Source organism: Streptomyces sp. NPDC059092, assembly GCF_042756365.1.
In the GTDB taxonomy this organism is placed as follows: Bacteria; Actinomycetota; Actinomycetes; order Streptomycetales; family Streptomycetaceae; genus Streptomyces.
In genome coordinates this window covers 22240-35553 of sequence record NZ_JBHZEJ010000006.1, presented here as the reverse complement: position 1 = coordinate 35553, position 13314 = coordinate 22240, and the positions used below count along the sequence as shown (strand labels likewise).

13 protein-coding genes are annotated in these 13314 nt (G+C 69.3%); all 13 read right to left on the bottom strand.

Features of this window, described 5'->3' with window-relative positions; all coding sequences use genetic code 11:
• Positions 1-4 precede the first annotated feature (4 nt).
• Positions 5-889, bottom strand: coding sequence for a DUF5936 domain-containing protein (locus ACFXPL_RS05710; RefSeq protein WP_384913004.1), 885 nt, complete (start codon positions 887-889; stop codon positions 5-7).
• Between the two features lie 14 nt (positions 890-903).
• The gene (locus ACFXPL_RS05705; RefSeq protein WP_384913001.1) at positions 904-1842 is read right to left on the bottom strand and encodes a type II secretion system F family protein; all 939 of its coding nucleotides are present in this window, start codon (positions 1840-1842) and stop codon (positions 904-906) included.
• Positions 1843-1852: 10 nt separating this feature from the next.
• Complete coding sequence (locus ACFXPL_RS05700; protein WP_384912998.1) at positions 1853-3190, bottom strand: CpaF family protein; 1338 nt, start codon at positions 3188-3190, stop codon at positions 1853-1855.
• 64 nt (positions 3191-3254) lie between these two features.
• Positions 3255-3659, bottom strand: a complete 405-nt coding sequence (locus ACFXPL_RS05695; RefSeq protein WP_384912995.1) for a TadE/TadG family type IV pilus assembly protein — start codon at positions 3657-3659, stop codon at positions 3255-3257.
• A 3-nt stretch (positions 3660-3662) separates the two neighbouring features.
• On the bottom strand, positions 3663-4136 hold the full coding sequence (locus ACFXPL_RS05690) for a TadE family protein (RefSeq protein WP_384912992.1): 474 nt from the start codon (positions 4134-4136) through the stop codon (positions 3663-3665).
• Positions 4137-4138: 2 nt separating this feature from the next.
• A complete protein-coding gene (locus ACFXPL_RS05685; protein WP_384912989.1) occupies positions 4139-5425 on the bottom strand; it encodes a CpaE family protein in 1287 nt (428 codons plus the stop codon).
• A 7-nt stretch (positions 5426-5432) separates the two neighbouring features.
• Positions 5433-6137: a Flp pilus assembly protein CpaB gene (gene cpaB, locus ACFXPL_RS05680; protein WP_384912986.1), complete on the bottom strand. Its 705-nt coding sequence runs from the start codon at positions 6135-6137 to the stop codon at positions 5433-5435.
• Between the two features lie 245 nt (positions 6138-6382).
• Positions 6383-7261 (bottom strand): hypothetical protein, encoded by an 879-nt coding sequence (locus ACFXPL_RS05675; RefSeq protein ID WP_384912984.1) that lies wholly within the window; start codon positions 7259-7261, stop codon positions 6383-6385.
• Between the two features lie 504 nt (positions 7262-7765).
• A complete protein-coding gene (locus tag ACFXPL_RS05670; RefSeq protein ID WP_384912981.1) occupies positions 7766-9148 on the bottom strand; it encodes an Nramp family divalent metal transporter in 1383 nt (460 codons plus the stop codon).
• A 183-nt stretch (positions 9149-9331) separates the two neighbouring features.
• On the bottom strand, positions 9332-10804 hold the full coding sequence (locus ACFXPL_RS05665; RefSeq protein WP_384912978.1) for a GntP family permease: 1473 nt from the start codon (positions 10802-10804) through the stop codon (positions 9332-9334).
• A gap of 135 nt (positions 10805-10939) precedes the next feature.
• Positions 10940-11395 carry a RidA family protein gene (locus ACFXPL_RS05660; RefSeq protein ID WP_384912975.1) on the bottom strand — a complete coding sequence of 152 codons (456 nt, stop codon included), beginning with the start codon at positions 11393-11395 and terminating at the stop codon, positions 10940-10942.
• On the bottom strand, positions 11395-12159 hold the full coding sequence (locus tag ACFXPL_RS05655) for an IclR family transcriptional regulator (RefSeq protein WP_384912972.1): 765 nt from the start codon (positions 12157-12159) through the stop codon (positions 11395-11397). The genes ACFXPL_RS05660 and ACFXPL_RS05655 overlap by 1 nt, the downstream gene beginning before the upstream one ends.
• Positions 12156-13280, bottom strand: coding sequence for a sugar kinase (locus ACFXPL_RS05650; protein ID WP_384912970.1), 1125 nt, complete (start codon positions 13278-13280; stop codon positions 12156-12158). Before ACFXPL_RS05650 ends, ACFXPL_RS05655 begins: the two co-directional genes overlap by 4 nt.
• Positions 13281-13314: the final 34 nt, after the last annotated feature.

Sequence of the window (13314 nt, the reverse complement as noted above, 5' to 3'; positions counted from 1 at the left end):
CACCTCATCCGCCCAGGCTGCTGAAATCCACGTTCGCGCCGTAGAACAGACCAACCGTCAGCAGCAGCAGTGTGCCGGGCAGCAGGAACGACGTCACCGCGAAGGTCGCCTTGGGCACGGTCTTCGCGGCCTTGCGCCGGGCGTTCTGCGCGTCCGTACGCCGCATGTCGTTGGCGATGGCGATGAGCGTGTCCACGATCGGCGCGCCCAGCTCCTCGCCCTGCTGGAGCGCCGTGACGAACATGGCGACCTGCTCCGAGTCGTTGCGCTTGCGTAGTTCCTCGAATGCCTGCCGCCTGCTGACGCCCATGTCCATCTGGCGCAGCGTGATGCGGAGTTCGTCGGACCAGGGGCCTTCGTACTTCTCGGCCACCCTGTCGAGCGCCTGCCGGAAACCCAGTCCGGCGCTGACCACCACGGCGAGTACGTCCAGGAAATCGGGCAGGGTGCGCTCGATGTGGTCCCTCCGGACGCGGATGGCGGACCAGATGCCTGCCTCGATCCAGAAGAGACCGAAGAGAATCATGAGCGCGGCCAGGAATACCTGGCCACTGATGAACATCGAAAAGGCTCCGGCCACACCGAGGGCTCCGTAGACCGCGCGCCGGGCCGCGTACCGGTCGATGGTGAGTCCGCCGGGGTTGCCTGCCAAGTCGATCTGGCGGCGTTTCTTGTTGACCTGTTTGGGACCCATCATCCGCAGTACGGCGGGCGCCCAGCGCATACCGAGCCGGTCGATGCCTGAGCCCACCGCGCTGGTGCGGCTGGAGCCGACCTCCAATGCGATGGCGAGGTCACCGGGCAGTTTGGCGTCGGCGCGATACATGCGGATGCCGTGGAAGGCACCGTACACAGAGAGCCCGATCGCAAGCGCGAGCAGCAGTTCCATCTCGGCCTCCTCCCTCAGATGTCGATACGGGACAGGCGGCGGATCACTACGAATCCGATGGCGTAAAGGATCAGGGCGACGATGACGGCGGCCTGTCCGGGCAGGGCGGCGGTCATACGGTCGAGGGCGCCAGGCATCACCGTGTTGAGCAGCAACAGCGCGCCCAATCCGAAACCTGGAACGGCGTACGCGGTGACCGTGACCTGGGACAGCTGCGTCTTGACCTCACGACGGGTCTCCTTGCGCTCCTCCAGCGTCTCGGTGAGGTTGCGCAGCGAGCTCACGACCGTACCGCCGGCGCGGTTGGAGAGCACCAGCGTGGTCACCAGGACGACCAGTTCCCTGGAAGGCAGCCGGGCCGCGAGGTCCCCCAACGCACTGTCGAGAGACTCGCCGACAGCCAACTGGCGCGCGACGAGAGAGAGTTCCTCGCCCGCGGGTGCCTCCAACTCGTCGGCCGCCATGGCGATGGACGTACGCAGCGCGAGACCGGCCTGAGTGGCGTTGGCGAGGATGCGGGAGAGTTCGGGCAACTGGTTGATGAAGCGTTCGGTGCGCTTGGTGCGCTGCCAGTTGAGGAACGTGTTGGCGCCCCAGAGCGCCGCGAGCCCGGCCAGCGGGCCGAAGAACGAGGTCAGAATGGATGACGCCGCCATCCAGAGTGCGGCCACCCCCGCGAGCACGTAGACGAAGTACTCACCCGGGGTGAGATCGAGTCCGGTCGCGGCCAGTTTGAGTTCGAGCTTCTTTCCGAACCTGGTCCTACGAAGTCGACGGTCGAGGCCGGCGAACCGGTGCCGACGGCCGACTACGGCTATGGGGCCGGTGGCCGAGAGCCGGTTCAGCAGCTCTTGTCGCTGGACCTTGCCGGACGAATAAGCGTGCACACCCATGACGCCGAGCAGGCAGCACAGGAGCGTGATGCCGATCGTGGGCAGAACGAGATCATTCATGACGGGCTACCTACTTGGCCTCTCGGGTGAGGAGCTGCTCTTCGGACGCGGCGACTCCGAAGGCCTGAGGAATGGGCTGATTGGCCATGTAGATGCGCTCGGCCACGCTTCGCGGAAGGGGGAAGTACTGGAATTCGCCGTGGATCAGTCCGTCGGAGTTCATGGGGCGGGCGTTGAACCGGACGGCGCTGACGATGCGGTAGTCCTCCCTGCCGTGTGAGTCGAGGAGCGCGATCTCCGTGATCCGGCGGGAACCGTCGGCGTGCCGGGTGAGCTGCACGATCACATCGACGGCGCTGTTGATCTGGTCGTGCAGCGCCTCGAACGGGATCTTGATCTCGGACATCGACGCCAGGGTCTGGAGACGCATCAGCGCGTCCTCGGCGCTGTTGGCGTGGACCGTGGCCAGGGATCCGTCGTGACCGGTGGACATCGCCTGGAGCATGTCGAGGGACTCACCGCCTCGGACCTCACCGACGACGATACGGTCGGGGCGCATACGCAGCGAGTTACGGACGAGGTCGCGGATGCTGATGTGCCCCTTGCCCTCGACGTTGGCAGGGCGGGACTCCAGGCGGATGACATGGGACTGCTGGAGCTGGAGTTCGGCGGAGTCCTCGATGGTGATGATGCGCTCGCCCTCCGGGATCAGCCCGGAGAGGGCGTTGAGCAGCGTCGTCTTCCCGGTACCGGTGGCTCCGGAGACGATGATGTTGAACTTGGCCTGGACGAGTCCGGACAGCAGGAGCAGCATCTGCTGGTCCAGCGAGCCGAAGCTGAGCATCTCGGTCAGCGTGAAGGCGCGGGGGAAGCGGCGGATGGTGAGGGTGGCGCCGGTCAGGGAGAGCGGCGGGATGATGACGTTGACACGCTCACCGGACGGCAGGCGGGCGTCGACCATCGGGTTGGACTCGTCGACGCGCCGGTTGACCGTGGAGACGATGCGCTCGATGGTCTGCATGAGCTGCTCGTGCGAGCCGAAGCGCATCGGGAGCTGTTCCACCCGGCCGCCGCGCTCGACGAAGATCTGGTCGGGCCCGTTCACCATGATTTCCGTGATCGAGGCGTCTTCGAGCAGGGGTTCCAGGATGCCCAGGCCGAGGGCTTCGTCGACGACCCTGCGGGTCAACTGGGCGCGCTCGACGGTGGAGAGCACCGGGCCCTCGCGGCTGATGATATGCCCGAGGACGCGCTCCAGCCGGGTACGCCGGTCGGCTGCGGCCAGGGTGGACATCTCGGCGAGGTCGATCTCTTCGAGCAGCTTGGCGCGGTATGCGGCGACGAGGTGGCTGTCTCCCCCCGATGCGCCGTTCTCCTCGGGGGAGGTGATCCGTGCCCGCAGGCTCATGGTGCGTTTCTCCTCGGTGGTGCTGCCTGATGGTGCTCTTGAAGTCGTGAGCCCCTGGATGTGGTCAGTCGCGAGGCATGGTCGAGCTGCGCTCCACCACTCCCCAGTCATCGATGCCGGGGACCACCGTCGGGATCTTGATCTTGGCCGTGTAGGTCACCTCGTCGCCGCTGGGGATCCGGTCGAACTCGACATCGTCCGACAGCCAATCGCTGATCGCGCTTCTACCGGCCGTTGCCGGTGGCAGCTCTCGGTCGGCTCTGTCCTTGCTCGCCATGCGCGCCGCCACGCGTGCCGCCGTACCCGCCTGGTTCGCGGTGTACGCGGCGACCCCGAGCTGGATGGCGAGGAGCGCCACGAGCAGCAGCAGCGGAATGAACCCGAGGTACTCGATGGCGACCTGGCCGGACTGGCGACGGATACGGATACGGCGGCGTTCGGGGGCCCGTACATCCATACGCTCCGACATGACTCAGCCCTCCTTGACCGATGCGGCGTTGCCCTCGACCGAGAAGTCCCAGTTCAGGACACCCGGCACCAGTATCGGAACCTTCAGCCTGACCTCGGCGCGGTAGAGGCCGGGCCCGTTGCCGTCGCACTCGACCCACGCCGACCCCGACCAGGCGCTCGGCAGGTCTTCCTTGGCCGCCTCCACGCATGCCGCCCGCTGACCCCACTCGGCCCCCGTACCCGTCCGGGCTCCCACATCCGCCGCGTTCCCCGCGAGGATGAAGGTGAAGCCGATCAGCGCGCACTGCCAGAGCGCGACACACAGCAGGATGATCAGCGGTGTGACGCCGACGAACTCGATCGTGGTCTGCCCGTGGTCGCGTGGCGTACGGCGTGCCCGCTCCTGCGCGTACGTGCCGGACCTCGGCGGCAGCGCAAGCCGTGGCCCCGGCCGAAGCCGCCGCCAACTCCCCGTCCGTGCCCCCGAAGCGCGCATGGTCAGCCATTCCCCTCTTGAGAGCCGGAGTCCGGTCCGCTCCTGCCGCCTCTGCGGCGGCGGGTGCCGATCGCGCCCCGGTCGTTGCGGAATTTGGCGTTCTTTTCGGTGGAGTCGGGGATCTTGACCAGGCCCAGTTCCCCGGCCAGTCCCCACAGCGCCTGCTTGACGACGCTCTTGCTCTCCAGTTCGTGGAGGCGGCCCGCGTCCACCACGCCCTGGAGTTCCTTGAAGTTGGCGGGGACCGCGGAGTTGGCCAGTCGGGTGCCGGTGATCTTCTGGATCAGGGCCGGCTGGATCTCCGTGGCGCGGCTGTAGCGGTTGACGACCGTGGTGGTCTCCTCCGCCTTGCGGATCTGGAGCCGGTCCCACAGTCGTACGATGCGCTTCGCCGCCCGTACCGCGATCACGTCCGGCGTGGTGATCAGGACGGCGGTGTCGGCCATTTCCACGGCTGCGGCGTTGGCGCCCGTCATCTGCGTGCCGCAGTCGACGACGACCACCTCGTACCGGGAGCGCAGGGCGCTGATGATCTGGCGGACCGCGCGGTCGGTGACCTCCTCGCCGCGTTCGCCCTCGCCGGGGGCGAGGAGCAGGGCCAGGCCGCTGGCGTGGCTGAAGACCGCGTCGGACAGGACGCGTGGCGAGATGTCCGTGATGGCGGCCAGGTCGACTATCGACCGGCGGAACTGGACGTCGAGGTACGAGGCGACGTCGCCGGCCTGGAGGTCCATGTCCACCAGGGCGACCGTTCTGCCGGACGCCTGGGCGGCCAGGGCGAGCTGGATCGAGACGAGGGTGGCGCCCACCCCGCCCTTGGCCCCGGTGACCGTGACGACGGTGCCGCCGGGGCCCGTGAAGACGTCGCCGCCGTGGCCGAGGTGGCGGCGGACGCCGACCGACCACTGGGCGGCGGCCTGGAGGCGGTTGGCCAGTTCCTCGTAGCTGAGGGGCATCGCGACCAGGCCGCGGGCGCCCGAGTCCATGGCCGAGGCGAAGAGTCCGGGGCTGGCGTCGGCCGTGACGAGGACGACCCCGATCGCCGGGAAGCGGAGCGCCACCTCGCGGATCAGCTCCAGGGCCGGGACGGGGCCGATCCGCTCGTGGACCAGCACCACTTCGGGCAGTTCGTCGAGCGATTCGCCGGCGAGCCGGGCGAGCAGGTCGATGAGTTGCGTCGAGTCCGACACCGGCGGCGCCGGCTCCACGTCGGGGAGCTGGCTGAGCAGCGTGGTGATGGATCTGGCCGCGTCGGCGTCCCCGACGGCCGGGATGATCCTCGTCGACATCAGTACCTCACTTGTCCTTGCCGAGCTCGTACGTGCGTTCGCCGGGGCGGAGCGTGGTGTCGCTGCCGGGAGCGACGAGCGCGAGGCGGACGTGCTGCGCGAAGGACTCCGCGTACGCGATGCGCTGGGCGTCGAGGGTCTTGAGGGCGAAGGTGATCGGGACGGCCTCGGTGGCCTGGTTCTTGGAGTCCCTGTTGGGCTCCAGCGCCGTCAGCTTGCCGACGTCGAGCACCTTCGCGTTGGAGACGATGATTTTCGACTGGGCCGCCGCGCCCTGGCTCTCGGCCGCGAACGTGGCGAAGACATTGACCGAGGCGCCCGGGGTGATCTTGCCTGCCACACCCGTGGCGGCGTCGATCATGATGGCGATCTCCTGCTCTCCGGGCTGGAGGGCGGGACGCTTGACAATCATGTCGTTCTGGAGGAGCGAGCCCTTGCGCAGTTGGGTGATGGCCACCTTCCCGCCGACCTCGGAGAGGTTGGTCACCGCATTGTCGGAGAGCCAGCGCTTCGGCATGGTGATCTTCTCGAACTGGTCATTCCGCAGGGCCTCGTAGGGGGCCACGTCCGACTTCAGCCGGTAGGCGGCCACTTCGGGTCCGACCTTCGAATTCACGTCGCTGATCACGGAAAGCACACCGACGAACGCGGCGAAGGCGCAAAGGACGGAAAGAAGCAGAAGTATGACGCCACGGCGCTGGCGGGAGTTCATGAACCGTACAACCTCGATCGGGGACGTTGGTGGTGAACGGACGGGAGCGGGTGGGCGGTTGAGGGCCGACGTGGTGAGGGACCGACGGACTTGCGGGCGGCGTACTGGACTGACGTGCGGGACGGCGCTGTTACGGCGGAGGCTGCCGCGCACTGCCCAGCAGTGTCCGCCTGTTGTGTGTCAGGTGTCCCCGGGGACTCCGTACCGATTCCATCGCGGTTCCGCGTCGACCGATGGCTCCACCACTACGGCTCCTGACTCACGGGAGACACATCATTCAGGACACCCGCCGGCTGGGATTGGTTCTCGGGAGTGTGCAGCGGTGAGGAACAGAAGCCGCACCGGTCCCCTATCAACTCCATTCCGCACCAGTGGCACCGTTCGCGCCGTACGGATGCCACCAACTGATACATCACGGAGATGTCCGGAAGGTGTGCCACGAATTCCACCAGCTTGCCCGTTCCCCACCAGCGCGCCGAGTCCGCGGGCAGTTCGGCCTCGGACACCCCGGCGACCTCCCAGGCCGGGGCGAGCGTCTCGGCGACCCAGTCGGACTGCGACTGCCCGCGGGCGACCAGGAGCTGCGTGGCGAAGTCCGGTCCTGCCAGGGCGCCGGAGCCGATCTTGACGAGTTGTGGCTGCGGGCTGGCGACCACACCGAACTGCGACCCCGGCACCCACGACCTGGCGTGCGCCTTGAGACTGACGGGGACGCGGTCGAGCTTGGCCACGGAGTTGAGCAGCGCGCCCGCGTGGATGTAATGGGACAGCAGCCGCGCGGCCGAGGCGACCACGCCGGGGCTGAAGTCGCAGATGGACAACTGGCGCAACTGGCGTACGAGTACGGCAAGACCGAGCGGCGGCAGATCCGAACTGAGCAGCGCGACGCGGTCCGTCTCCAGGACGGACCGCACGGCGTGCAGCCGGCGTTCGTACGCGGCCGGGATCGAGGAGGGGTAGACGGCGACGACATAGCCGTACTGCTCGACCAGCATCTGCATGTCGGTGAGGGCGTCCTCGAACGACTGCGCCTCGGGAGGCTTGAACGCCGCGGCGGTGGGTGTCTGCTGGTCCTGTGCCGGCAGCACCAGGTCTGCGCTGGTGACGGCGATTGCGGTCGACACGTGCTGATATCCCCGTTTCCATCCGTTACCGGCGGACCCCGCCGGGAACCGCGGGCCGCCTCCTGCTGAATACACCCGCGTCGGCACTTTATCCAGCCGAATCCGCGACTACCAAGCCTTTCGCCAGGTGGAACGCCATAAGGGTGGATAGGCAACCGAATTGGACAAAACGATGTGGCGGATATCGACCACGGATGCGAACTGTGGGGATTCCGTACGCATCACATCCGCCACCGCCTCCACTCGAATGCGAAAACGAAACAAGTTCACTCTGCCGAAATTTCATGGTCATAAACGTTTCGCCGCACGGACAGCCAACCGCCGTCCCCGCTCACCGCCCACAACTCCATTGGTTTGAACCAACTTTACGCCCGGCGAACAGGGACTCGGCAAGAGCAATGGCTTCGATCTTCACCGCGGGCACGGTACGGGCGTCATTCGGGCTCGACCGGGCACCGAGGCGGGCGCCGGACGCGTCAGCGGCGTCAGCGGCGAACGGTGGCTCTACCAGGGGATGTCCCGTACCTGCTGTACGCACAGCACGACGAACAGCAGCCCGCCCGCCGCCAGCATCACATTGCTCAGGATCCCGTTGCGCCACTCCGTTGGTGTACGGGAGGAGTTGAGCAGCCAGATCAGGGTGAGCGCGAGGAACGGCATGAAGAAGGCGCCCAGCACGCCGTAGACCACGACCAGCCCGAAGGGCTCGTCGAGGAAGAGCAGCGAGATCGGCGGGAAGGTCAGCCAGAGCAGGTACGCGCGGAACGGCACCGAACGCTCCCGCTCGCCGGACGCGACCTCCTCGACCGCCGCCGCAGCCCCGGAGGCTCCGGAGACTCCCGAAGCCGCGCCGCCGGACGCCGCGGCGTCACCGGAGGCCGCCGCGCGGCCCTCGCGCAGGCGCTCCACGAAGTCGGCGAACATCAGGCTGACGCCGTGCCACACCCCGATGAGCGACGAGAACGACGTGGCGAAGAAGCCGACCAGGAAGAGCTTGGCGGTGGCCGGGCCGAACCGGTCCTCCAGGATCTTGCCGAGATCGATCAGGCCCCGGTCACCGGAGGTGAGCGCGATGTGGGAGGAGTGCAGCAGCTCGGCGCCGACCACCAGCATCGCGACGACGAAGAGCCCGGTGGTGATGTACGCGACCCGGTTGTCGAGCCGCATCACCTTCATCCAGGCGGAGTTGGTCCACCCCTTGGCGTTGACCCAGTACCCGTAGGCCGCCATGGTGATCGTGCCGCCCACCCCGCCGATCAGCCCGAGCGTGTAGAGCAGCGAGCCGTCCGGCAGGACCGGGGCGAGGCCGGCGAAGGCGTTGCCCAGGTCGGGCGCGACGCGGATGGCGACGTACATGACCACCACGAACATGATGCCGATCAGGACCGTCATGACCTTCTCGAAGACGGCGTACTGGTTGAACCAGACGAAGACCAGGCCGATCAGGCCGGTGACGACCGCCCAGGTCTTGAGACCGGGGCCGTCCGGGAAGAGCGCGACGATCGGGAGCGCGCTGGAGGACATGGCGGTCGCCCCGTAGACGAAGCCCCAGACGACGACGTACACCGCGAAGTACCCGGTGGTCCACCGGCCGAGGCTGCGCCAGCCGTCGAAGAGGGTGCGTCCGGTGGCGAGGTGCCAGCGGCCCGCGGCCTCCGCGAGGGAGATCTTGACGACGCAGCCGATGACCGCCGCCCACAGCAGGGTGTAGCCGAACTTGCTGCCCGCGATGAGCGTGGCGACCAGGTCGCCCGCGCCGACGCCGGTCGCGGCGACCACGATCCCGGGGCCGATGTACGTCCAGCTCGACCGGCGGGGCCGGGAAGCGTCGGTGCCCGCGTCGTCCGTACCGGCGCCGCCCAGGCCGGTCTCCGTGGTTCCTGCCATACGTATCATCGCCTCCCGCTCGTCTCGTTACGTGACCCGAGTCACCAAAGCGGGGCGGCGATCATCGCGCAAGAGGGCCTGCGGTGAGGGTTCGGTGGGCGCGTACCCCGGCGTACCCCGGCGTACCGCCGAGGCGCCGCACCTCGGTGGTACGCCGGGGTACCTCCCCCTCCCCCGCTCGCCTCAGATCAGCAGGCTCAGCAGCGCCGCCACCGCGAACCCCGCCACCGACAGCACCGTCTCCAGCACCGTCCAGGACTTGAGGGTGTCGCGCTCCGATATGCCGAAGTACTTCGCGACCATCCAGAAGCCCCCGTCGTTGACGTGCGACGCGAAGATCGAGCCCGCCGAGATCGCCATGATGATCAGGGCGAGATGCGGCTGCGAGAGCCCTTGGCCCTCGACGAGCGGGACGACGATGCCCGCCGTGGTGACGATCGCGACCGTCGCCGAGCCCTGCGCGACGCGCAGCACGACCGAGATCAGCCAGGCCAGCACGATGACCGGCAGACCGACGTCGTTGAAGGTGTCGGCGAGCGCGTCCGCGATCCCGCTGCCCTTGAGGACCGCGCCGAAGACCCCGCCCGCGCCGACCACCAGCAGGATGTTGCCCACGGGCTTGAGGGAGGCGGTGGAGACCGTCTCCAGCGAGCCGCGCGACCAGCCCCGCCGGATGCCCAGCAGGTAGTACGCGAGCAGCAGCGCGATCGTCAGCGCCACGAAGGGGTGGCCGAAGAACTCGATGACCGAGCGGACGGTCGAGGGGTCGAACGCGATGGACGAGAAGGTCGCGAGCAGGATCAGGATCAGCGGGGTGCCGATGATGGCGAGGACCGTGCCGAGCGCGACGGGGGTCTCCCGCGGGGTGACCCCCGAGGCGCGCTGCTCGGCGGCGACGGCGGCCTTGGCCTCCTCCGCGGCCTCGACCATGTCCTGCGGTACGTCGACGAAGATGCGGTGGCCGATCCACGCGGCGTACGCCCACGCGGCGAGGACGGCCGGGATCCCGACGACCGCGCCCATCAGGATGACCCAGCCCAGGTCGACCTCGAAGAGCCCGGCGGCGGCGACGGGTCCTGGGTGGGGCGGCAGGAACGCGTGCGTCATGGAGAGCCCGGCGAGCAGCGGCATCGCGTACAGCAGGATCGATTTGCCGGAGCGCTTGGCGGCGGCGTACACGATCGGCGCCAGGACGAAGATGCCGACGTCGAAGAAGACGGGGATACCGAAGACGACGCCGGTGACGCCCATGGCGAGTGGGGCGCGTTTCTCGCCGAAGAGCCGGAGCAGCCGGGTGCTCAACACCTCGGCGCCGCCCGAGACTTCGAGGATGGCGCCGAGCATCGTGCCGAGTCCGATGATGATCGCGACATGGCCGAGGATGCCGCCCATCCCCGATTCGAGCATCGAGACGGCGGCCGACTTCTGCACCGTGCCGAAGAGTTCGGTGACGGAGAGACCGGCGGCGAGGCCGACGGCTATGGAGACGCCGAGCAGCGCCACGAAGGGCTGGAGTCTCACCTTGATGATCAGGACGAGCAGCAGGGCGATACCGAGGGCGGCGACGGTCAGCAGACCGGCGGTTCCCCCGATGAGGAGCAGCAGGCCGCCCGTATGGGGCGGGGTGGCGGGGGCGTCAGCGGCGAGCAGCAGCATGGGGGAGACCTCTGGACCTCTGGTCGGGGCAGGACGTGGAGGATCGCGGAGCGGCGGGTGCCGCACGGGTGCTGGTACGAGTGCTGGGCCAGTGCGGTGTGCGGAGGGTAAAGAGAAGACGGCCCGGGAGGCGGGTCAGCCCAGGACGGCGAGGACGTCGATCTCGACGAGGAGTCCGGCGGGCAGCCCGACGTAGACCGTGGTCCGCGCGGCGGGCGGCTGCGTCAGCCCCTGAGCGGCGAAGTAGGTGTTGTAGATCTCGTTCATCTCGGCGAAGTGGCCGACGTCCGTGAGGTAGACGCGCACCATCATCGCGTCGTCCCAGCTCGCGCCGCCCTCCTCCAGGATCGACTTGACGTTGTCGAGGGTCTGGAGCGTCTGCTCGCGCAGGGTCGGGCCCGCGGGCGTCGGCGGCTGCCCCTCGACGGCCGGGAGGAAGCCGACCTGGCCCGCGACCTGGAGGATGTTGCCCTTGCGGACGCCGTGCGAGAACCGCGCCGGCGGGGTGGTGTGCGTGGCGGGCGTCAGCGCGGTCTTCCCGGCCTTGCCGGTCTGCTCGGTCGGGGCGGTCCGGTCGGTCTGCTCGGTCATCAGGCTTCCTTCTCTGGGCGGGGTGCGGTTCCGGAGTACTCCCGGCTGATCGCGTCTGCGGTACGGCGCACCAGCGGGAGCAGGGCGAGGAGTTCGTCGGCGCCGACGACGACGTTGGGCGCGGAGACCGACATCGCGGCGACGACCCGGCCGTCCGTGCCCCTGATCGGGGCGGCGACGCAGTTGATGGACTCCTCGTGGCCACCGAGGTCGGTGGCCCACCCCTGTTCGCGTACGGTCGCCAGTTCCTTGAGGAAGGCGGCCGCGTCGGTCGTCGAACGGGGCGTGTACGCGGGGTAGTCGAGGCGTTCCGCGACGGCGCGGCGCTCGGCTTCGGGGAGGTCGGCGAGGAGCAGCTTGGCGACGGCGGCGACGGTGATCGCGACCGGTCTGCCGATCCGCGAGTACATCCGGACCGGGTAGCGGCTCTCGACCTTGTCGATGTAGAGGACGTCGCCCTCCTCGCGCACGGCGAGATGGACGGTGTGGCCGCACTGTTCGTTGAGCGCGGCGAGGTGGGGGTGGGCGATCTCGCGCACGTCCAGGTTCTCGACGGCCTCCTGGGCGAGCGCGAAGAGCCGGGCACCGAGGCGGTAGCGCTGGTCCTGCTGGCGGTGGACGAGCCCGTGCTCGTGGAGCGTACGGAGCAGCCGGAGCGCGGTGGACTTGTGGACGCCGAGCCGCTCCGCGACCTGCCCGAGGTCGGCGGGGCCCTGGGCGAGCAGCGGGAGGATGCTCAGCGCGCGGTCGACGGTCTGGCTCATGCGGTACGTACCTCCGGCTCGTCCGCGCCCGTCCAGCCCGGTCCGAGACGAAGTGTGCCCCAGGCGCTCCCGTCCAGTGCGGCGAGGCGGTCGGCGAGGTCCCGGGAGGGCGGCGTGGCGAGGTCACCCGCGACGGTGAGGGCGGCGGCGGCCATGAGGTGTCCGTGGCGCAGCCGGGCGGCGACGGGCAGGCCGCGCAGGGTCGCGGAGAGGAAGCCGGCGGCGAAGGCGTCGCCGGCGCCGACGGGGGCCACGACGTCGACGCGCAGCGCGGGGACGTCGGTGACGGTGTCCCCGGCGCCACGGCCGGATCCGGTGCCGGTGTCGCCGCCAGGACCGTGGCCGGCGCGGGTGTCCCCACCAGGGCCGTGGCCGGCGCGGGTGTACGCCGTCGCGCCGTCGCTGCCGCGCTTGACCACCAGGGTGTCCGGCTCGGGCAGCGCCGCCCGGATCGCGTCCGCGCCGTGCAGGTCCCAGGCTTCGGCCGCCTCGTCCTCCCCGACGAGGACGAGGTCGGCGCCGCGCGCCAGGTCGAGCAGGACCCGGGCGCCGTTCGCGTCGCGCCACAGGCCGGGGCGGTGGTTGATGTCGAAGGAGACGAGGGGGCGGCCGGGTACGCGGCGGGTGAGTTCCCGGGTGAGGGCGAGGCAGCCGTCCGAGAGCGCGGGGGTGATGCCGGAGAGGTGCAGGACGCGTCCCGCCCACAGGTCCTCGTACGGCAGGGTGCCGGGCCCCATGGCGGAGGCGGCGGAGCCGGCCCGGTAGTAGGCGACCTCGTGGACGTCGGTGGCGCGGTCGGTCGCCGTACGGAAGTAGATGCCGGTCGGCCGGTCCGGGTCCCTGCGGACGCCCGACGTGTCCACGCCGTACGCGCCGATCGCCTCGACCAGGTGGTCGCCGAAGCCGTCGGCGCCGACCCTGCTGACCCACTTCACGGTGTGTCCCGCGCCCGCGAGCGCGCAGGCGACGTTGGACTCGGCCCCGCCGATGGTCCGGTCGTACGAGGGGACGTCCGCGAGCCGGCCGGGGCGCGTGGGCAGGAAGGTGACCATGGATTCACCGAGGCAGACGGCGTCCACGCTCGGGGCGACGGCGCGGTCCGCGGCTACGGTTCCGGTCACGCTGGGGCTCCTCATGGGTCGTGGGTGTCGGGAG